Source organism: Flavobacterium poyangense (genome assembly GCF_011751075.1).
Classification (GTDB): Bacteria; Bacteroidota; Bacteroidia; order Flavobacteriales; family Flavobacteriaceae; genus Flavobacterium; species Flavobacterium poyangense.
The window spans coordinates 726,791-749,144 of the sequence record NZ_JAALLN010000001.1 but is presented as its reverse complement, the minus strand read 5'-3'; the positions used below and the strand labels follow the sequence as shown (position 1 = coordinate 749,144).

The following is a 22,354-nucleotide window of genomic DNA, read 5'->3' as shown; positions in this document are numbered from 1 at the left end:
AAATTAGAGTTTTTCTATAACTAATTGAATGACCAATACATATGCATTAATAGTGCCAGAATGAATTAAAGAGGGCTATTTTTCAAACTCAAAATAAATCCTTTAAATCCATTTAATCTGTGGCGGAAAAAATGGCCACAGATTTCACAGATTTAAAGGATTTATTTATTGATTCTTACTTGTATTTGCTATGCTGCTAATAGCAGACAAACTACTTAATAATTTCCAGATTAATCGTAACTTTTTATTTTCTGAACAATCTCCATATAGCGATTTTCGAAGACCGTTTGCTCAACAGGAACAACAACCGCTTGGAATAATTGCATCAATTCATTGGAGTGATTGGCAACTTTCTTGGCCTGAAGACTATAATGAATGAATTTTATCCAAAGCAATGCTTTTAGTTCTGTTTCATCTTCGTTCCACATTTTCATTTCTACTAATAGTACATTATCAGTGTATTGAATCAATTGAGACTCAATTACGACTGTTTCCATTGTAGAGGCCGGTCTCAAATAACTAATCTGATTAGAGGCCACAACCCAGCTCAGTGCCGTTGTTTTCATCAGTTTAAAAATATCAAGATTGTAGTGTTCTGCAATTTGGTCTTCGCGGGTGTTAATGAAATATTCGAGGTATTTCGAATTGTTTAAGTGATTAAAAGGATCGCAATCCTGAAATCTGATTTTTCTTTTTGTTTTTAATACTTTTTCCATTTGAGTTCAATTAGTACATACCGATTGGTATATGTGTGATTAAATTTTTTTTACTTTTTTATGTTTTTAATTAATATGTCATCTATAAAATCCATTGCATGAGTAATATAGGAGCTGTCATTGTGTGTAAATGCCAAAAGAGAGCTACCTTCGATCATAGTTAGAATAAGCTGGGCGTATTTATCTACGTCGGTATCGGGTTTGATTTCGTCCTTGTGGATTCCTTCTTTGATAATATCGGTTAGTCCGTTAATGAACTTTTGAGATAATTTCTCGGCGGCTTCAAACAATAGAGGATTCACAAATTTTGTATCCACAGAAACCCGTAACATCGGACACCCACCTCTGTCTTTGACCAAATCATAATAAGAACGATGGTACCGGGTTATGGTATGCAGTTTATTTATAGCCCCCTCTTCGGTCGCAACCAACTTAAACAACGGTATTATAGCAATATCCACATTGAGTTTAAATGCCTGCAAAGCCAAATCTTCTTTGTTCGAAAAGTTACAATAAATAGCTCCTTTGGTAAGACCGGTTGCATTTGTAATATCCGACAAACTGGTTCCGATATAGCCCTGTTTGTTAAAAAGAGGCGCAATTTTATCTAATATAAATTCTGAAGTATTCATGGGACTGTTGACTTTGAGAATAATACTAGGAGCAAATATACGAAGTAAATACCGATCGGTATGTATGGAAATGTGTTTTTTATTTGTTTGTGAAATTGTAATTTTTTGCTTGTTGTTTTTAAGGGGGTAAATAGGAGGAAGTTGGGAGATTTTTTTATGTATGGAATAAAAAAGCGCAAAGTAGGAGACATTTGCGCAGCTTTTCATGAGGGACTCTTTGCGGAGCGGGGGTGCTGTTGCTACTTAGTTTTTAACTAAATATGTTTTCGTAATCTAAATAACAATAATAGAACTCCTAATAGCACAAGAAAGTACCATCTCTTATGAATTCCAGGCGAATCTTTGGCTAATTTACTATTACTATTCCGGGCGTAAGTACCCAAAACGATCAACATAATTGGCAGCAATAGACGAAGAATTTCATGTGATTTCATAATTGTAAATTAAAAAAGGCAATACAATAATAATAAAATAAAAAGTATTATTAGAATTCAATTTTCGGTTCCGCTGCGCAAATGAGACATTTGCAGCTTTTCATTAGAACTCTTTGCGGAACTGCGGGGCAAGTTTATATAATATACTTTTATGAAATATTAGACGTATCGATATTTAACATCAAATGTAAACCATTGTTATATTTAGTTTTTTGTAATATAATAATAATTTCCGGAGGTAAATCTGATAATTTTAACGGAGTGAGAGGAGAGGCTACTAAATGATAATTTAGTTCTAAAAAATTATTTAATATAGTTTTGTCAAATGAATAAAGTCCTCTTTTCGCCATCAAAGTAAAATCTTCCAAGTATCTTTCATCTGGCTCCATTTTTAACACATCACTTAAATTGCCATTAATTTCTATCTCAGATTTTTCAGCTAAGTTTCTAAAATAGGAAGATAGCAAATTATAATCGAGTGATTCTGAAATTGATTTAGGTAGTCTTCCACCACCTGAAGCAACAAATGCTACGTATTTCCCATCTGTAAAAAACCAATCAATATCTAAAGATTGTTGTTCTATTTCAGTAATCATATTTTTGTATTTAACCGCTACGCAAATGTCTCCGACTTTGCGCTTTTTTAAATTATAGTCTCTTAGTAACGTTTACTTCTCAAAAGTCTCCGACTTTAAACAATACTAATAAAGATCAAATCTAAAAAATGATTTTGAATCTAAAACATTTACAATAGGATTTTCGGCTTTTTCAATATCCAATAAACCACAATCTTTAACATAATTGGATGCACTTGAATAAATATAATCTGAAGCTTTGTTGACTAACCCGGCTTTTACAGGATTTAAATGTATATAATGAAGTTTGGACCACATAAATTTGTTTGTATAAATTTCTTCAGCGTGATTTCCGTATTGCCAAAACTGAAAAACTTTATTTCTTGAATGCTGTTCTGATGCTAATTTGAAGCGTTCCAACATCCACTCTCTTCTGCTTTCCGGACTATTCTGGATCTTCTCTAAAATTAATTTAGCCGTAAATTTTTTAAAATCCCGTATCAAATCTGATAATTTACCGTCTTTAGACTGCACAATCAGGTGTATATGATTACTCATAATTGCATAGCCGTACAAAATCATTCCTTTATTTTTGATGCAATAATCTAAAGATTCGATTATTATATCACGATAATTTTGACGTGTAAAAACATCAATCCAATCTACGACTGTTGACGTCAAAAAGTGTGGTATTGTTTGATCTCTTATAACATATCCTTCTTTCATATGACTTAAATTTCTTACAAAAATATAAGTTTTTACTTACTTTTAAAAGGTATGAATGTAAAAAGCCGGGAGACTTTTATAACGTATTGAATTATTAAGGGAATAAAAAAGCGCAAAGTCGGAGACATTTGCGCAGTTTTTATAAAAGAACTTTTTGCAGAACGATTACATATTTATAATGCTTTTAGAAAAAAAACAATTGATGTTATAGCTAATCCAATAATTATAACCCAGTTTTTAAAAGTTCTAAGACTAGTATCAGGTTTATAATTGAGTGTATCACTATCTCTTCCTTTTAACCACCATTTATGTATTTTATAATAACTGAATGCTGCTATTGCAAGTAAAATGCCATAAATTAAATTCTTATAATCCATTATCTTTATTAAATTGTTCGGTAACTTTTTTACTTCTCTGCTCTTTAAAGTATTCTATCAAAGTCGCTGCGTAAATGTCTTATTCGTGCAACTTTCATAAGGAAATTTCATTCCCGTACCAGCCTAACTCACATCATCTTCCCTTCCTTAGCATATTCCTTTTTAATTCCCTGAAGAAGATGGTTAAGGTTAATACTTTCGTTTTCATCCTCCAGTGTTTTGAGACAGGCATACTGAATGATGTTGACAATGTTAGCACCGGTAATATCGTATTTTTTTGAAAGTTCGTTGAGGTTTACATCTTCGGCAATTTGGATTCCTTTGGGAAGGTTATTTTTCCAAAGCAGTAGGCGTTCGTTGTAGGAAGGAACTTCAAATTCGATTATAGATTGAAATCTTCGGGTGAAGGCCGTATCAATGTTGGCTTTAAAATTAGAGGCTAGAATCACCAGTCCAGGATGGTTTTCGATGCGTTGTAGCAGATACGAAACTTCCTGATTGGCGTATTTGTCGTGGGCATCGCGTACGTTGGTTCGTTTTCCGAAAACGGCATCGGCTTCGTCAAAGAAGAGAATCCAGTCTTTGTCGGCGGCTTTATCAAATAAGGAGGAAAGGTTCTTTTCGGTTTCTCCGATGTATTTTGAAACTACCATCGATAAATCAATTCGATAAACATCTCTTTTGGTGTATTTTCCGAGGAGTGAAGCGGTGAGCGTTTTTCCGGTTCCGGGTGCGCCGTAAAACATGACCCGGTAGCCCGGTTTTATTTTGGACTTCATATTCCATTCGTGGAGGATGATGTCGTTGAATTTCAACCAGGTTTCTATTTCCTTTATGTTATTTAAAGTAGTAGCATTGAGTATTAAGTCATCCCATTCCAATTGAGTTTCGATTAATTGTGCGGGGAAAATGCTGCTGAGCTGAGGTTTGAGAATTTTTCCGGTAATGAATTTTTCGACATACTCATCGTCCAGAATAAGCAAACCACTCAGTTTAGGTTCGCCATTGCTAACCGTGTCTATTTTGATGATTCCTTTTTGATAAAGAAAAGATTCATTGTGCAGGTAATTGTAAAAGGAGATTCGGTCATTAAGATTGTTTCCGGCAATTAAAAACTGAGCCGTTTCGCCAGTTGGCAAAATTCCACGATGGTTCTTTGCTTTTATTCCGCCAAATTCGGGTAATTCGCCACCATTAGGCAGGTATTCGGCCATGATGGAACTTAAAAAATCGGGATGAATATTGGGAACCAAGGCCAAGGCCAGTAACAGGGTATCGGTTTCGGATACATTATTTTCGATAATAAATTCGTTTACAAATCCTATAGAGTCGGGTTCTCCGATAACAAATTTCTCCGTTGGATTTTCAACCTGAAAAAGAGTGTCAAGCTGAAAGATAAATTGGTTTTTTAGAATCTCAAATAGTGTTCTCATGACGGTTATCTTAAAAATTCAATTAATTCATTTCCCAGTGTTACTTGTTCCTCGATGGAGGAAACGAGTTGTGCTGTGTTGTATTCAATGTTTTTGATTTTTTGGAGGTTCCCGATTAAATTATCGGCCCAGTTGAATTCAGTTGTTGTCTCAATAAAAGTGTACAATTCTTTTTGCTGATCGATATCCTTGAAATAAAACGGTGAGTCACTTATTGGATAATACGCCGAGTATGGACTTGGCAAAAGACCCAATAACGAAAAATAAGTGTTATCTTCCTTTGGTTCAAAGATGAAAAATAGCGATTCATTGTAATTCGATGTTTTCAATAACGCAAATTGATCTTCCAAAAGTCTTTTTTTTACTTCTTCCAATTGAGACAAAATATGAGGCAATATTCCAAAATTATTAATGTCGTCATTAATCAACATGGGCAGTCCGCTAAAAGTAAGTATGGTGTTTTCAATTTGCGGTTTCCACGATGGCGGGTTTTGAAGATACTCTTTTAAGGTCATAGCGGTTGATGGTAAAAAATCACCATCATCATCATCCGGATCGTAAATATAGAATGTTAACATTTGTAAAAGAGGTTTAATTGCAACTAAGCAGTTTTGATTAGTAAAAATAGTTTTTTTAGGTTAATTATAAACTCTGCCATAAAAGTATGGCTCCTTTCATGATTTTTTTCTCGATTTGTATTCCAAGTGCTCCTTGCGGGTAGAATGAAAGTAACCCGTCAATACTGTTTAAGCTTATCCATGCCTTATTTCCAAGTGCCATAGTGCCTTTGTTGACATCAGCACGGGTTAATGAGTTTATTAAAGTTTCCACTTCGGTTGAATTTAGGATAGAACGGGCAAGATTTTCCAAGTCAGCGACCTCGGTACCAAGATCAAACATACTCACGGTAGGAGAAGCCGCATTTCCTTTGGTCATGTAAAAATATTTCCAGGTATGTCCGCTTGCAACGTGGGCGATGTCTGAGTTTTCAATGGTAACCGTTACACTTGAGCCGTCGGCTATTGTAAATACTTTTCGGCCTACCTGTCCGGTACCGGCTACACCTCTTGGATTGGCTTTTGTCATATTACCGATACTTTCCGCAACAAAGTTTCTTCCATATTGTAAGGCATCTTTCCATTTACTTCCCGCAGCACCACTTGAGTTTACCATATCAAAGAATTCCAGAAGTAGTGTTTTTGATTTGTATCCTAATGAAACACAGTCTTCAAAGAATTCAACAATAATAGGGGAGCCCGATAAACCGCAATCGACTGCTTTATCAACTAATATTTTGACATCAGGGAAGTTTCCGAAATGAGTGATGTAGTTGGCAACTTTATCAAAATCCTTAATTTCATCTAGTACCTTCATCAAATCGTCTACAACACCACCGGCTTGAGTGAGTAGATTTCTTAATTTTGCTACGGTTAGATTCTCCATATGGAGGATTCTTTCCAGTTTGGCAATTGTCATTCCCGGTTCATCGAGGAATCGTACAAAATCGTCCAGTTCATTAGCTAAGCCATTCAGTTTTGGTATCGCTTTGTTGATATCTGATAATCCTTCCAAGAAAGGAACCAAACGATCCAGGGCTGTGCTTCTTCCCAGTAGCGTAACTAACTTGTCGAACTCGGTTACCCCGTTGAATACAGCCAATAAGCGATCGGTGTCTGCAAATCGATCAAAGGCGATAACCAATTTATCCAATTCGGCCACTTTGTCAAATAACGCTACTATTTTATTTACTTCGGTTGCTTCTTCTACGATTCTTAGTAAGGTAGCAAAATCAGCTGCTTTAGTCACAATTCGGAGTAATGCAGCAGTATCATCGGCTGTTTCAATCAAAGTGATTAACCTTCCTAAATTGGATGTTCCGACACGTTCCATAGCAATGATCATTTTGTCCATGTCAACTGCTTTGTCCAATACTCTTATAACCCTTCCGATGTCATCGCCCGAACGTTCCAGTACAGTGATTAATTTGGCTAATTCTTTTGCTTTGCTTAATACGGTTATCAGACTTTCGGCACGACCGGCTACGATTCCTCTTTCAACTAGAGCTAAAACCCGGCCTATATCATCTGCCTTGGTGAGTATACTAAGCAATTCGTCAGCTTTTCCAACGGCGAGTAATGCCTCAATTATTCGCGCTACATCATCGGCGCCGCTCAATAGTTTAATCAGTCCGGTAACGTCTTTAATTTTTTCCATTAAGATCAGCAATCTTTCAATATTGGCCATGCTGTCGATCAGGGCAATAAAGGCTTTTACATCTCCCACTAAAACTACAATTCTGAGGAATCGTGCCAGACCTCCAACTCTTGCAATAATTGCCGATATTCTTGCGATTCGTGCCAACCAGCCGACCAATCGGGAATAAACACCGGCTCCGATCAGGGCTAAAGCAATTTCAAAAAGAGCTCTTCCGAATAATCGCCCTCTTTCGTATGGACTTAAACCTTCTGTAGTGACTGCTTTGTAGATGTAATAAATGGCAAAAAGAGCTGCTATAACAATTCCGGCAATTAACAACACTTTCAGAATGACTGCCAAAGCAATTCCGAATTTAAAGATCAGGACAAGGATTATGATTACGATAATAGCCACAATGATCCAGAAAATTAAAGTTCCCATTGCCTTTCCTATGGTAGTGATTAGAGTGGTAAAACCTTCTACAAAACCTTTTGCCATTCCGGAGATAAAATCAGTGAAGGTATCCCACCAGGAGCTGGAACGATTGAATTCTCTGTCGAGATTGGCGGTAAACTGGTTTAGTATTTCTGTTTGTTGTTCCAGACCTTTGCTTACCGTTTCGTGCATGTTAGAGACGTCATCGGTAAGCTGACTGTTCCATTTTGTTTCGCTTTTGTCAATTTGTTCCTGTAAACCGGAGCCTAAATCATCTGCCACGGTTTTGGTATCGGTTTCGGCTTCTCTGGCGCTTCCGTTAATTTCTTTTACGGTATCTGATTTTAGCTTGTCTGCAGATTCCTCATATCCGCCTGCTGTTTCAGATAAAGAAGTATTAATGGTATCCTGAGTTGAAATAAATTTCGTTTTGAATTCGGTTGTAACATCAGACACTTTTTTGATGACGTCTTTAATGTATTTGTCTACGTCTTTATGATGTTCGTCAATAGCTTTGCCTAAATCATTTTGTGCTTCGGTTACTTCTTCGTTGTACCAGTAAATTTCGCTGATATCGGTTTTGAATTTATCAATTTCCTCTAATGTGGTAGTTTGATTTTTATCTGTGTTTGAAATTCCGGTTTTTAAGATATCGTCTAATTCTGTATCTATTTTTGCCGGGATCAGTTCTAATACGGCAAGTTGAGAAGTTATACTGGTTCCTAATTCGGTTTTTAATTTGGTTGTTTCTTCGGTTAAAGAAGTAAGTGATTTTTCTGCAGATTCAGTTACGGCCTTGATGATTTCGTCTTTTTTGTCATTGATGGCCTTTATCGCTTCCTCTTTTTTGTTACCAAACTCGGAGCAAACATTCGTTGCATCTTCGCGATAATTACCTGCTAATTTTAAAGAATGCGCAATAACTTCGGAGGAAATAACATCACCCGCTTCCTGAATTTTCTGAATGGTATCGGGCTTACTGGCCCAAGCAGCTTCAACAATGTCACTGGCATTGTCTTTGCCGCTGTATTGACTTTGTTTTTGCTGAATAATGGCGTCCACTTGCCTGATGTTGGCAGAAGTAGTTTTAAGCGCATTGGTAGATTCTTCCGTTCCGCTGGAAATCACACTCGTTGCTTTGTCCTCGGCTATAGAAGTCAGTAGTTCTTTTTTGGTTAAGATTACATCATCAACCCTTGCAATTTCTTCAGTGGCTGTATCTTTTGCTTGTTGTATTTCGGTGTCTCGTTTTTCTTTAATGGCATTGCTTGCCTGTTCGTACGACTTATCGATTTTTTCAAGAGTGGCTCTTTTGGTTTCTTTTAGTCGGTCGATTTCTGTTTGAACAGCCTCTTTTGTTTTTCTTTTTTCCTCGTTGATACCATCGGTGAGTTCTTTCTTTTTGTCTGTGAAATAAGTAATAGAAGCTTGTTTTTTCTCTTCTACAAAAGCAAGAAACAAATCATAACTGGCAAAACCGCCGCCTGTTTCCGCACCTCCGGATGAAGTAGTCGAGGTAGCTTCAGAAGAAGTTGAATCCGTACCACCACCCGAAGAGTCACTGCTGGTTGATTGGTTGTTTTGACCTCCTGTTCCCGTATCGGTCGATTGGTTGGCTTCCTGATTTCCTCCTGCGTTTGAGGTGGACTGGTTGGTTGAATCTGAGTTTGTCCCTGTTGTCGATTGATTTTGACTACTATTTGGTTCAGTACTCGATTGTGTACTTGATTGCGCAGTCGAATCGGTATTCGCTGTACTTTGATTGGCTGCGGTGCTATCAGAAGTTGAACTTCCCGTATCGGATTGGGAAGATTGATTTTGCTCAGAGGAAGTATTTCCGGAAGAACTGTCTGCAGAAGAACTGTTTTGGGTTCCTGAATTGTCCTTGCTTGTATTCTCTGTGGTAGAAGAATTGGGTTCTTCCTCCTTTTTTTGAACAGCAGGAGCCGATGCGCCTTGTTGAATGGTATGCGTCAGTTCGTGGGCGAGCAGCTGTTTTCCACTTTGAGAATCCGGATTGAATTTTCCTTCGTTAAAATAAATATCATTTCCGTTGGCAAATGCCTGAGATCCCAGTTGCTGATTCATCTGAACAGCAGAAGAATCGTTGTGAATTTTTACATCGCTGAAATCGGCTCCAAAGCCCGATTCCATTTCGGTTTTGGTATTTTCCGGCAGAGGAGAACCACCGCCTTTGCTGTTGTTTAAATCGTTTTCAAGATCAGAATTGTCGGTTGGATCTGCATCAGCCCCCGCGCTCATCTGGAGTTCACTTTCTTCTTCTTTAGATTGTGTTTCCTCTTCTTCTTTGGACTGCGTTTCTTCTTCGTTTTTCTTTTGTTGAATCAACGGTTTTAGAGTTGATACGTTTTCAACAGCCGGAGTTATTTCCGGAGCTGCAATTTCGGTTTTGTTTGTAGCGGTTTCTTCTTTTTCTGATCTCGAATGAATAAGAGAAGTACTGTTTTCAGAAGTTGAGGTTGTTTCGGGAGCTGCAACTTCGGTGTTGTTCTGAACAGTTTCCTCTTTCTCTAATGCCGGAGGGACTATAGAAGGACTGCTTTCAATAGCCGGGGTTACTTCCGGAGTTGGAACCTCCGTTTTGTTTTGAATAGTTTCTTCTTTCTCTGATTTTAACTGAGTAACCGGACTAATACTTTCTGCAACCGTTTTCTCTGCGACTGCCTTTTCTGGGACTATTTTCTCTGGAGCAGTATTTTCCGTTTCTTCTTTTTTCTGAACGTCATTTAATTTTTTCTGAGCAATAGGGGATGGGCTGAAAAAAGGTTCTGCCGAAGCATTTTTTTCTGTATTAGACACCACTTTTTCGGCTACACTATCCGCTTCAGCTTCAAACTTATCGTTCGATTTTCCGATGTTGAGTTTTGCCTGTACACCAAAAAAATCCTCGCTCTTTCTGGAATTCAATCCGGAAGAGTTTGAAGGATTTGCTTTTGCTTTTTGGTGAAATGCTCCCATGAACCTTATCGTATTGTCTGTGATTATTTATTCTTCACCTGCAAAAGCTGATGCTAAGGCATTTAAAGTGTATCTTTCTTTTGGATCGTCTGTTTTTTGATATCCCCAAAAAAAGAGTCGTCCATTAGAACTGAATAATGAATTCTTCAGATTGACATTTGGGTTATCGGTAAAGTATTTTCGAGCGGCTTCATGTTTTTGCTGATTTTCATAAATATAGATCATACAGTCAACGTTTTCGTCAACAACTTTATAACCTACTGCGTAAAAAGCAGCAGCTTCCTTTGCCGTTGGAGCCGGGGAAATCTTTTGAAGCGGCTTCGAAAAGGATTGCATTAAACGATCTATTTTATTTTTTTCACGCTCTAAATAATCTGACATGCCAGTTGTTTTTAATTGGTTATTAATTGTGTTATCTCTTTGTGAACAGGTAGCTAGTAGTAAACCCACAAGTCCATAAATCCCTATTTTTTTATAAATACGCATCAGCAGCAGCCCAGTTTTGATTTTCTGTTTCACTTATGAAATTACTCCAGTTTGAACCGCCTCCGGAAGTAATAAAAGTACTTTCTAAGGTGGCTGTATCTCCATCGAAATAGGCAGAAGCCACAACAGCTTCTCCTACTAAGGTGACTAATTTTGTTGCTGTAGTCCAATTGTCCTGATAATTTGTTCTTCCTGCAATGTTAATTCCGGCTGCGTTGCAAACCATTCGGGTAAAATATTCGGTTACTCCTTCATTTAACGGTTGGCTGAGGCCTCTTAATCCCGGTGAAGAATATTTGTGTGTCGCCTCATGTACCATCGTGCCTGCATTACCGCTATCCTGTTCGATCCACACTCTGCGTGCGTCATCTACAAAACCGCTTAAACTTTTCGTGGCCCATACCGATGCACCATAATGGTTTTCTCCGGCGATGTTCCAGTTTAGGGTGTCTACAACGGCTACGAATCCTTCCATCTGGCGTCCTGCGGCAACAGCCGTGGCCACATATGAAGACAGATGTGTTTGAATGGCTGCATCTGCATCTACGGCAGAAGTATGTGCTATACTTCCAACAAACAGCATTCTTAACTTGATGATGACCCATAAATAATAGTCGTCTCCAACTTCTGAACGAAGGGAGGCAAGGTAGGCGGCATCATTCCAGACCAAATCACGGTCTGCTTTTGTAGCCAGTTCGATAATCTGTTTGACTTCCTCTAGACCGGCTTCTGTTCGCGTCCATTCGATTTTAGTTTTTAAATCAAATTGCAAATCGGTTAGGGCTTCAATGATCGTCACATTAGTACAAACGCTTCCAAAAAAGGCTTTCCATTCTTCTGTTTTCAGTAAATCTCTCTCAATTTGTGTGGTGTTGGTATGTATGATCCATGGTTTTATGGTAGCATAATGGAGTTCCCAGCTGGTTATCGTCATTTCGGCGTGTAACCAGGTTAATTTTGTGATCAGATCAAATTGCAGGTCGTCTAATGCTTCAACCATGGTGGCATTGGTACAGACTGCTACAAAGAAACTCATGCCCAGATCAGCATGTGTTTTTAGAGAATCTCTTTCAGCTTGTGTGGTGTTGGTGTGAATTATCCAGGGTTTTATAGTGACATAGTCCAATTCCCAACTGGTTATAGTCATTTCTGCTTTAAGCCAGGTTAATTTTGTGATGAGATCAAATTGTAAATCGTCTAATGCCTCAACGATAGTAATATTGGTACAGACATCCACAAAGAAAGACATACCAACATCAGTATTTGTTTTTAAGGAATCCCGTTCTGCTTGGGTGGTATTGGCATGTGTAATCCACGGTTTTATGGTGGTGTAATCGAGTTCCCAACTGGTTATGGTCATTTCTGCCTTAAGCCAGGTTAGTTTTGTGATGAGATCAAATTGTAAATCGTCTAAAGCCTCAACCATAGTGGTATTGTCGCAAACGCCGACAAAAAAACTTTTCCAGGTATCGGTTTTTAAAGCATCTCTTTGGGGTTGGTCTGCTGCAATGACCATAGCTTTAATCTCGCTATAAGTCATAAAGAAGGTTCCGAAAGTAGCGGCAGCATTTACCCATTCCAGTTTGGTATTCAGATTAAACCCTAAATTGTTGACAGCGCTGGTCATTTCTGCGACATTTAGCGCATTGGCCATACGTCTTTTGTAACTGCCATCGGCCAGTACAGTTGCTCTTTCTGATTCTTCAAGTTGCCCGCAAATCAGGATAACCTCATCTTCAGGAACATTAAAGCTATCGAGCATTTCATTTAAACTGTCTAAATGGTTCGGAGGATCTTGTTTCTGAATGTTGGGTTTAGCACCTTGCTGTAAAGTGTGTGTAAGTTCATGAGCCAGTAAATGTTTGCCGCTTTGCGAATCAGGATTGTATTTTCCTTCATTAAAATAAACATCGTTTCCGTTGGCAAAAGCCTGTGCCCCCAATTCTTTATTCATTTGAATGGCATTAGAATCGCTGTGGATTTTCACATCGCTGAAATCGGTTCCAAAACCCGATTCCATTTCTTCTTTTGTACGGTTTGCCATTGGAGAACCACCGCCTTTACTACTTTGAAGTTTGCTTTCTAATGCTGATGTATTTGTGGGTGTGGTATCAACGGTTTCACTTTTTTGAACTTGTTCCTCCTTTTCTTCTTTTGTCTGTACTTCTTTATCTTCTTTGGCTGTTTGTTTTTGAACTAAAGCGGGTTGGGTAGGAGGGAAGAACCCTCCGGAACGGGGTTCTTTATTAGAGACTATTTTATCAGCAGTAGCATCAGCTTCAGTTTCAAATTTATCATTTGATTTTCCAATGTTGAGCTTTGCCTGTACACCAAAAAAGGATTCTTTTCCGCTCTCTTCTGTCGAAGGGGAATGTTTTAAATTAGAATTTAGCTTTTTTGGAAAGACGCTCATAAGTTTTGCTGTTCATTTTTTAATTCATAATCTAAAAAGAGTTGTTTATTTCAACCAAAATGATTTCTTCAGGACCTGTCAGTGATAGAATTAGCCTGTTGTAAGTAGCGATTTTGAAATAATGATTTTGTCCAATTTTCCATCTGAAAGGCGCTATACTCTTTTTGTATTCATTTTCATTAATCGTTTCTATTTGCTCCGCTGTTGTTGCTTCTTTATTGAATTCACAATATCGGTCTAAATTGTATCCGAAATAGGCATTCTCTTTTTCAAAAACGATAGGGAGAATGTGATTGTTGAAATTTTCCGGGAGTGCCCATTTTTGTGATAGTGAGTTCGAAATTAAATAGGTGGTTTTGTCTTTAGTATAGGAAATAAAAACATCACCATTATTCAAAACACCGGCGGATTGCAATGGAAGTTCTCCTTTTAGTTCTGCACCTTCATACCATCTGAAAGTAGTGCCTTCTAAAGTGATATATTGGGCTCCCCAGTAAGCGACTAAATTTTCAAAAAAGCCATAATTGGTGATCGTTTTCGTTGTTTTTGTTACACCATTTTTGTCCAGTGACAGAATAGCATCTCGGGATTTGGTAAAGCAAATAAGAGTATTGTTGTACGAAATGGTGTTTATGCCACCCGTCCATTCAAAGTTTTTTATAGTTTTAAAATCAGCATCGATTAGCCAGGCATGGTCTAAACCAATTACCCAAATGTCTTTATTCTCAGACGGAATGATTTTCATTCCTTTTAGCGAATATTGAATTTTGGAAGCATCCTTTTTTTCAATAGTAATAAAGTCAGGAGTTAATTTCAAACAATCTCCTGTTTCAGTTACCAATACATCAATAATTTCAGAATCGGTTACAGCATACTTAAATTCGCTATCGGAAACAGAGAAAAAGCGACTGTCTTTTTTACCGTTTTCAGAAGCATAACGGCCAATAAGACGATCAGTAGAACCAAAGAGTTCGAGATAGGTTTTTGGAAATGAAAGCCCGGGATTAGGGATGTCGATTCGGGAATATTCAATGCCATTTGCAGCCCCGGAATTGTCTTTGGATAAGACCGGAATTGCTTTTGCCTGTTGGTGGTAGACAATTTGAAAAGTAAGTTCATTTTTGGCTTGAATATTCATTTTATCGGGTTTTATGCATTTAGTAAATATTAAAAATAAGAATAATAACAATGTCTTTTTCATGATGGATTATTTTACCATGGCGGGTTTGAAATCTGAATGAATGTTGCAGTCAGATCGGTGATGTTTATTCGTTGTATAAAATAATCATTATGAGGCTGAGACCAAAGACTTATGGCATGGGTACTATCAATTGCCATAGCTACGTGTCCCGGATAAGGTTCGCCGGCATCGGTATAAAAAATCAATTGCCCTACTGTTGGTGTAGTACCCGGATAGGTAGGCAAGGCGCTATTCCAGCCCAATTGACTCCATATCAGTGCATTTGGATTACCGCCACCAAAAGCAGTATTGTAAAAATTTTGAATCCATGCAGCATTGACTTTATTGGCTAAAAATGCTGCATAAATAATACTTTCCCAACAATTCATTGAGGCTGCTGGTGGCAGTGGTGCACTTCCGCCGCTGGTGACAAAGTGAGCAAAAAAATCATTGCCCGGAGGGTTTGTCCAAAACATTGAATTTAAAAGAAGATGCGAGAAAACAGCCACCGAAACAGGTGCCGTTAGTCGCGTATTTATTAAAGTTCGAATAGAAGTATCGGCCAGTGCAGTTTGCCTTTCGGTAATAGTAGCACTCGTAATTTCATTTCGGATGGTATCGTAATCGGTGGTATGATTCAGAATCCAGGTAAGTTTAATCACAAAATCAACACCTCCTTCTGCATTAATCCATGCCAATTGGGTCGGGACGTCGAAATTTAAATCGGTTACAGCCTCTATGATGTTGTCTTTTGTACAGACAGCTGTAAAGAAATCTCTCCACGTATTGTTTTTTAAAACGTCTCTTTGTACCTGCGTGGTACTGGCATGAATGATCCAAGGCTTTATAGTGGCATAATTAAGCTCCCAACTGGTTACGGTCATTTCGGCGTTTAGCCAGGTTAATTTGGTTACCAGATCAAATTGGAGGTCGTTTAATGCCTCAACCATTGTGGTATTATCACAGACACTCACAAAGAAATTCATGCCTACAGTCGTATTTGTCAGTAACAAATTTCTTTCAGCCTGAGAGGTATTGGTATGAATGATCCAGGGTTTAATAGTAGCATAATTGAGTTCCCAACTGGTGATGTGTACTTCTGCATTAAGCCAGGTTAATTTTGTGATGAGATCAAAATGCAGGTCATCTAATGCCTCAATCATAGTGGTATTATCACAGACATCAATAAAGAAGTTCATACCAACAGTACTGTTTGTTTTTAGTGAATCTCTTTCAGTCTGAGTGGTGTTGGCATGAGTAATCCAGGGTTTTATGGTGCTATAACTGATTTCCCAGCCTGTAATGCTCACTTCTTCTTTAAGCCAGGTTAATTTGGTTACCAGATCAAATTGTAGATCGTTTAAAGCCTCAACGATAGTGGCATCGGTACAAACTTCAATAAAAAAGTTTTTCCAGGTATTGGTTTTTAAAGCCTCCCTCTGAGGCTGATCTGCCGAGGTTATCATGGCCTTAATCTCACTGTAGGCCAAAAAGAAAGTTCCGAAGTAGGTAGCGGCTTTTACCCACTCCAGTTTTTTATCCAGAGTCCATCCTAAGTTGTTGACTGCTCGGATCATTTGGGGTACGTCAAGAGCACTGGCCATTCTGCTTTTATAAGTAGGATCGCTTAAAACAGTTGCTTTTTCTGATGTATTAAGTTGCCCACAGATTGCTATAACCTCCTCTTCGGGCACATCAAAACGATCCAGCATTTCATTTAAACGATTTAAATGGTTGGGCAAATCCTGTTTTTGAATGTTGGGTTTATTGCCTTGCTGTAAGGTATGGGTAAGCTCATGAGCGAGTAAGTGTTTACCACTTTGTGAATCGGGATTGTATTTTCCCTCGTTGAAGTAAACATCGTTTCCGCTGGCAAAAGCCTGTGCCCCTAATTCTTTATTCATTTGGACAGCAGTAGCGTCGTTATGGATTTTTACATCGCTGAAATCGGCCCCAAAACCCGATTCCATTTCTTTTTTTGTTTTATTTTCCAATGGAGAACCGCCACCTTTACTGCTTTGGAGTTTACTTTCTAAGTTGGTTGTGTCTGCTGCAGTGGCATCTGTTGTGGCACTTTTCTGAACGGGTTCTTTTTCTTCCTTTTCTTCTTTTGTTTGTACTTCTTTATCTTCTTTCGCTGTTTTTTTCTGAACAAAAGAGGTTTGGGTAGGAGGAAAGAATCCTTTAGATTGGCTTTCTCTGTTTGAAACTATGCGGTCAGCAGCAGCATCGGCTTCAACTTCGTATTTATCATTTGATTTCCCAATGTTCAGTTTTGCCTGAACTCCAAAAAAAGATTCCTCACCCTGTTCCTTTGCCGGAACGGCGCGATTGGAGAAAGAACTATTTCTTTTGGAAAAGGAATTCATGATCAGTACATTTTGTTGTTTATTTTTTCTTTTGGCGTGTTGCTCCTTGCTGAATGGTATGAGTGAGTTCGTGAGCCAACAGTTTTTTGCCTTCGCCGGAGTTTGGGTTGTATTTTCCTTTATTAAAATAGATGTTGGCTCCATTGGTAAAGGCCTGTGCGCCCATTTTTTGGCACATGTTAGCGGCATTTTCGTCCGTATGTATCCTTATGGCGCTAAAATCAACCCCAAACGCATTCTCCATTTCCAGTCTGATGTCCTTTCCTAATGGATTTCCACCTCCTTTTTTCAGATTATTTTCAACGTGGGATGCCGGTTTTTTCTCCTCTTTTTCCTCAGCTTTCTTTTGAACCGGTTCTTCTTTCTCTTCTGTCTTTTTCTGTACAGGTTCTTCTTTTTCTTCTGCTTTCTTTTGAACGGGTTCTTCTTTCTCTTCTGCCTTCTTCTGAACAGGTTCTTCTTTTTCTTCAGCTTTTTTCTGTACCGGTTCTTCTTTTTCCTCCGCTTTCTTTTGAACAGGTTCCTCTTTCTCTTCTGCCTTCTTCTGAACAGGTTCTTCCTTTTCTTCAGCTTTTTTCTGTACAGGTTCTTCTTTCTCTTCCGCTTTCTTCTGAACAGGTTCTTCTTTTTCCTCTGCTTTCTTCTGTACCGGTTCTTCTTTCATTTCTTTGCTTTGAACAGAAGAAATGGTTTCTGAAACAGATTTTTGCTGTACTTCTTCTTTCGACTGTAAAAGACCACCGTCAGAAGAATTTTTGTTTACCACTTTATCCGCTACTTTATCTGCTTCCACCTCAAATTGGTCTCCTGGCGTTCCTGTTTTTAGCTTTTTCTGAATTTTAGAGCTAAAAAAAGTAGTGCTGGAGGGGATATCTTTTTTTCGTTTTTCAAATGCTCTCATAACTATAAATTTTTACCATTGGGTATAGATTAATTTTTCTATCCATGGAATTTTGACAATGCTAATGTTCCACGGAATTTTTTCGAGTAAAAGATCCTGCGTTTTTCGTTCGATAGTCAATTTTGGATTCGATTCACTCCAATCTAATTTGCCTTCTCTTTGAAGAAATTCGCTTCTTACAACAGCGGTAGAAGTATTTTTTAAAGCCGACCAATGATAGACAACGGAGTCTAACATTTCTTCTACCTGTTGTTTGTGTTCATCACTAATTTTGACTTCCCTCCGTATCGACTGCTGCAACGGGATTCCGCATAAAAACTTTTCAAAAAGCATTGTATGTTCGTAGTCATTTTCTCTTTTTGTAGCGGCATAGTGCAAAATATGTGCTGCCTGTTCTCTGTCTAAAAGCGTGTTGTTGTCTTCTATTAAATGACAGCTTTTGAGCATTTCTTTTAAAAAAGGATGCAAAAGAATTAAACCTGCATTTTGAACATAACACGATTTGAAATTGATAGGATCTTCCTGTAAATCATCTTCCTCCTTTTCAATTATTAATTCCTCTTTCAGTAACGGAATTTCCGGTTCCGACTTTGGTATTACTTCTAAAGGATCTTCTTTATTGGGATCAGAATAAGACTGCTCTGTTTCTTTTGTTTCTCCTTTTACGTCACGAATGTTTTTTTCTTTATCGGTTTTTGAAGCCTCAGGTTTTATAACCGGTTTAGTTTTTTCAGAAATCAAATAAGCTGTATTCATTTCTATAAGCTCTTCGTCATTCAGATCAAGCGGAAAGAAGGCTTTTATACTTTGAATAAAAAGGGCAAGAGAGATGCTCTCTGATAAAAAAAGAGCTTGCTTCTGGTAATAAAACGGAATAAGGGAAGCTTCTTTTTTGTCTGTCCAAATCTTAAAAATCAATTGCCAGAACGAAGCTTTAAATTCGTGTGACTGCTTTAGGAGTACTTTTAATAAACTGTTTTCTGAAATTGTTTTTTGACTCACTTCCGGACTTAAAAAACGAGCACTCAAAAGCGCAATTTCATAATTTGAGAATTGATTAATAATTCGTTTTTGAACTTTTTTTTGATGAATTAATTGCTGAAAAGAACGTTTAAAAGTATTGTTTTGAAGCGTATTGGAATTCAGTATTTCAAAAAACACTTTTTCTTCTTCACTGCTAGTCCACCAGGGCATGCTTCCGTTTTCTATAAAATAAAGCAAGGTTTTGATTTGTTTATCTTCTGAAGAAAGGGTGCGTATTTCCGGTTCTTCTCCGATTTTGTTTTCAGAAGTTTTTTGCACTTCCTGTAAAGCCTTTTGAATCTCTTTTTCGATTCGGTTTTTTATATCGTTTTTTGTCTCGCTATTGAAAAAGGAAACATCATTTTTTCCGGTATCAGACTGTATAGAAATTTCCAGTTTTTCTATTTGAATGATCTGATTGTCATTGTTTTCAATATACTCAAATTGTTTTTCTAAGATAGGAACCAACTCATTTTCTATAAACACAGCAAGATTGTTTTTAATAGAATTAGCCATCCCCATAGAAGGAGTATCTATCTCTAAAAAAACTTTTTGGATGCTATGTTTATTTTTATTCATTTTTATTTGGTTATTTAATTTTTTTTTCTACCTTTACTATTCCCGAGTGGGAATACTGGGCAAATTGTCTGTTGTTTCTGTGTTGGTTTCGTGTGGTGTAGCAGTATACCTTTTATCTCGTCTCTTTCATGTGTTTTCGATGGCCCGCCCCTTATAAGCTTCAGACCCGCTAGCTTTATTAGGTCTGAAGCTTATCTTTTTTATTACGGTATCTTGATGAAATTTCCTTCTGCCGGTTTCTGAAAATAAAACTCCGCTTTTGTTGCATACTGACTGATTATTCCTGCTAACTGACTTACATTGATGTTTAGACTGGTATTGATATGAATCATGTATTTGCTGACACGATCTTCATTGTGTAATTTTTTTCTAAGATTGATGAATAAAACCACATCATCATTGGTGCTCCATGATTTGGTGTTAAAGTAATTGCACATGGTACTGTTTACCCAGTTTCCGTTGGTCCAGTCGCCTCCAATATAAATATCGGTAAGTCTGGAATCTGCAGCACGGATGGCACGGGAAATTTCGCGTAATTCCTGTCCTACACTTTTATTAATTTCGGCACTTGGAATATTTTCAAACTGTTCAAAATTGTCAATAAACCTGCGGAAATTAGATGTGGTTTCATGATGGATTAATCGTTTTTTCAGGATCTCCCATTTTCTCCAGTCTTCATCAAATCTGCCAAAGTTGTCATCGTCTTTATTGATCGGATCGTAATTATTGTGAATTTTGCGATACACATTCTGATTGTGCGCGTTAAGGATAGAGCAGGTAATACCCGTGGCACGATATATTCTGCCATTTCTTGTAATTCCGGTTTCTGTAAATTTATAGACAGGGCTGGTCGATTTTTGAGTGATGTCCTGTATTTCAAATTCAAATTTATCCTTGTCTAATTTCATGATTTTGAGTTTCTTTTCTTCTTCGATAAAATCAAACAAAAGACCGGTTGGGAATTGTGTATTGAGGGTTTGCATCACTACATGAAGTCGACGCAAGAATACCTCAGTCAATGGAACCCGGATAATAACAGGGGCGTTGATGAGGTTAACTCCATTGATGCTGTATTTTCGAACATTAAGAATATAATGCGTTGGCATCGCTTTGATGTTACTTTGCGTACCTTTAAGGCTTCGGGATAAATTATTGATGTATTTTAAAGAGCTGATCCAAGGATACAGACATTCTGTAATGGTGCAGCAGCCCAATCCGCTGTCGGGACTTATTTTTCCGTCAATGGCGAAATCGGTTATAAAAACGTTGTCTGATTTTAGCAGTAATAAAGTACCTCCCTTTTTTACACCGGCTTTATGCTCAAACGAATAATTGGTATTGAATAAAACTTTTAAATCGGCCGCATTGTCAAGGATATCCAGGATATAAAAATCAAAATCCAATCCGTATTCTATTTTTTTAGCGTTCAAAAACGTTTTTACATCATCTATACTATCGTTTAGATACCCTTCTATTCGGTAAAAATCGTAATCGTCCAGGCAATAATTTAGTGGTGCTTTGATGTAGTCGTCATTCAACAGATTTGTGGTGTGGTAGCTGAAATTGGCTTGGTGGATATAAAGACTGCTTTTTTCAAAGTCCCAGGCATGCAATAAATTGTCATCGACATTATAATAGTAAGGAACCGATTTGGCACCTAATTTTCCCATTGTTTTAGATGGCGTAATTTTAATGCTGTTGGCACTTATCAGATAGTTATCTAAAATGCCTTTAAGTCTTCTTACCAAAGAGTCAAAATGATGAAACGTTTTATTCTGATCTAAAGTTGCCGCTTTGTAAAATTGATGTCTGTAGTTTTTAAAACGATTCGGATCTCCCAGAACGCCTAACAACAGATGTTTTGGAAATGAATTAATAGGCGGATTACATTCTGATTTGAGCTGTATGAAAAGATCTTTCAACTCTTTGTAAGTTGCCACAACATCTTTTAACAAATCATATCGATAATGAATATCAGATGGGATATTGTTTGGGTCAATGGTAAACAAGGCATTGAAACGATCGTTTATATCTGAAATATGTGTTATATAACCAAAAGGGATAAGGACAGTCGCTAAATTGAGAAGTAATTCAGATTTAAACGTAACATCACTGACAACCGTATTGAAAAGTTGTTTGGTTTTAATGGCTGTTGAAGTACTGTTGAAGGTTGGAATTACTTTTCTTACACCCAATTCCTCCAGTGCACTGTATTTTTGAAATACATCATATTTCTTGTAAAGCGGATCTCTTCCCGGAGAACCGGTTTTGTCAATAATGATATTAGCCGTTGCCTGAGTTGTTACAAGTACACGTAAATTGAAAATTTCTTCACCACCTTTGTTGGAACAATCAATTTCATCGCATAAAGAGGCATCTTTAGTATAGTTCTCCAGATACAGTATCACAACATAATCCTTTAGATTAACAAAACTTGTCAACAGCGCTTCTCCACTTTCCAAAGGCGTTCCGATTGGTTTTTCAGGCAGTAATTCCCATATTGGCAGAATCACATTGTTGATGTCTTTAAAAGGAGCATATTTGCCTTTGTCATTATCAAACAGTCGATAGGATTTATAATTGATCTGGGCAAAATCAATCGTAAACAATTTTTGTTTAAGGAGGGTTGATAAAGGTTTATCAATCTCTTTTTTTAATTTTATCAGATCGCCGTCGGTTGTAATTCCGTTTCCTTGCGTTATGGTTACGGTAGAAAAGGCAGCATCGGCTGAAATCTTAAAGCCACAAACAATTCCTGTACCGGTAAGAAAGATTCTGTCTAATCGATTTTGGTCATCAAAATAATCAATAGTTTCGTTGAGCTGATAGTGGGTTAACACCTGATCTTCTACGTAACTATGATAATGCCCTGTAATGGTGGTAAGTTTTGTTGCCATGAC

Annotated in this window: 14 protein-coding genes; all 14 read right to left on the bottom strand. The window is 37.6% G+C overall.

Annotated elements, in window-relative coordinates; translation table 11 throughout:
- Positions 1–230: 230 nt before the first annotated feature.
- The 14 genes from G3A47_RS02955 to G3A47_RS02890 all read right to left on the bottom strand — a co-directional run bounded on the left by G3A47_RS02955 (position 231) and on the right by G3A47_RS02890 (position 22,351).
- Entirely contained in the window at positions 231–716 is a 486-nt protein-coding gene (locus G3A47_RS02955) for an acyl-CoA thioesterase (RefSeq protein WP_166920257.1), read from the bottom strand.
- A 50-nt stretch (positions 717–766) separates the two neighbouring features.
- Positions 767–1,348 carry a TetR/AcrR family transcriptional regulator gene (locus G3A47_RS02950; RefSeq protein WP_166920255.1) on the bottom strand — a complete coding sequence of 194 codons (582 nt, stop codon included), beginning with the start codon at positions 1,346–1,348 and terminating at the stop codon, positions 767–769.
- Between the two features lie 583 nt (positions 1,349–1,931).
- Positions 1,932–2,378 (bottom strand): hypothetical protein, encoded by a 447-nt coding sequence (locus G3A47_RS02945; protein ID WP_166920253.1) that lies wholly within the window; start codon positions 2,376–2,378, stop codon positions 1,932–1,934.
- 105 nt (positions 2,379–2,483) lie between these two features.
- Positions 2,484–3,083: an REP-associated tyrosine transposase gene (locus tag G3A47_RS02940; RefSeq protein WP_166920251.1), complete on the bottom strand. Its 600-nt coding sequence runs from the start codon at positions 3,081–3,083 to the stop codon at positions 2,484–2,486.
- Between the two features lie 505 nt (positions 3,084–3,588).
- Positions 3,589–4,893 (bottom strand): ATP-binding protein, encoded by a 1,305-nt coding sequence (locus G3A47_RS02935; RefSeq protein WP_166920249.1) that lies wholly within the window; start codon positions 4,891–4,893, stop codon positions 3,589–3,591.
- A gap of 5 nt (positions 4,894–4,898) precedes the next feature.
- Complete coding sequence (locus G3A47_RS02930) at positions 4,899–5,471, bottom strand: hypothetical protein (RefSeq protein WP_166920247.1); 573 nt, start codon at positions 5,469–5,471, stop codon at positions 4,899–4,901.
- A 64-nt stretch (positions 5,472–5,535) separates the two neighbouring features.
- Positions 5,536–10,503: an eCIS core domain-containing protein gene (locus tag G3A47_RS02925; RefSeq protein WP_166920245.1), complete on the bottom strand. Its 4,968-nt coding sequence runs from the start codon at positions 10,501–10,503 to the stop codon at positions 5,536–5,538.
- Between the two features lie 27 nt (positions 10,504–10,530).
- Entirely contained in the window at positions 10,531–10,884 is a 354-nt protein-coding gene (locus G3A47_RS02920) for a hypothetical protein (RefSeq protein WP_166920243.1), read from the bottom strand.
- A 91-nt stretch (positions 10,885–10,975) separates the two neighbouring features.
- Positions 10,976–13,402: an eCIS core domain-containing protein gene (locus G3A47_RS02915; protein ID WP_166920241.1), complete on the bottom strand. Its 2,427-nt coding sequence runs from the start codon at positions 13,400–13,402 to the stop codon at positions 10,976–10,978.
- Positions 13,403–13,433: 31 nt separating this feature from the next.
- Positions 13,434–14,540, bottom strand: a complete 1,107-nt coding sequence (locus G3A47_RS02910) for a hypothetical protein (protein WP_166920239.1) — start codon at positions 14,538–14,540, stop codon at positions 13,434–13,436.
- A gap of 74 nt (positions 14,541–14,614) precedes the next feature.
- Positions 14,615–16,951 (bottom strand): eCIS core domain-containing protein, encoded by a 2,337-nt coding sequence (locus tag G3A47_RS02905; protein ID WP_166920238.1) that lies wholly within the window; start codon positions 16,949–16,951, stop codon positions 14,615–14,617.
- A gap of 19 nt (positions 16,952–16,970) precedes the next feature.
- Complete coding sequence (locus G3A47_RS02900; RefSeq protein WP_166920237.1) at positions 16,971–17,852, bottom strand: eCIS core domain-containing protein; 882 nt, start codon at positions 17,850–17,852, stop codon at positions 16,971–16,973.
- Positions 17,853–17,864: 12 nt separating this feature from the next.
- Complete coding sequence (locus G3A47_RS02895) at positions 17,865–19,454, bottom strand: contractile injection system tape measure protein (protein WP_166920235.1); 1,590 nt, start codon at positions 19,452–19,454, stop codon at positions 17,865–17,867.
- A 203-nt stretch (positions 19,455–19,657) separates the two neighbouring features.
- On the bottom strand, positions 19,658–22,351 hold the full coding sequence (locus tag G3A47_RS02890; protein ID WP_166920233.1) for a hypothetical protein: 2,694 nt from the start codon (positions 22,349–22,351) through the stop codon (positions 19,658–19,660).
- Positions 22,352–22,354 lie beyond the last annotated feature (3 nt).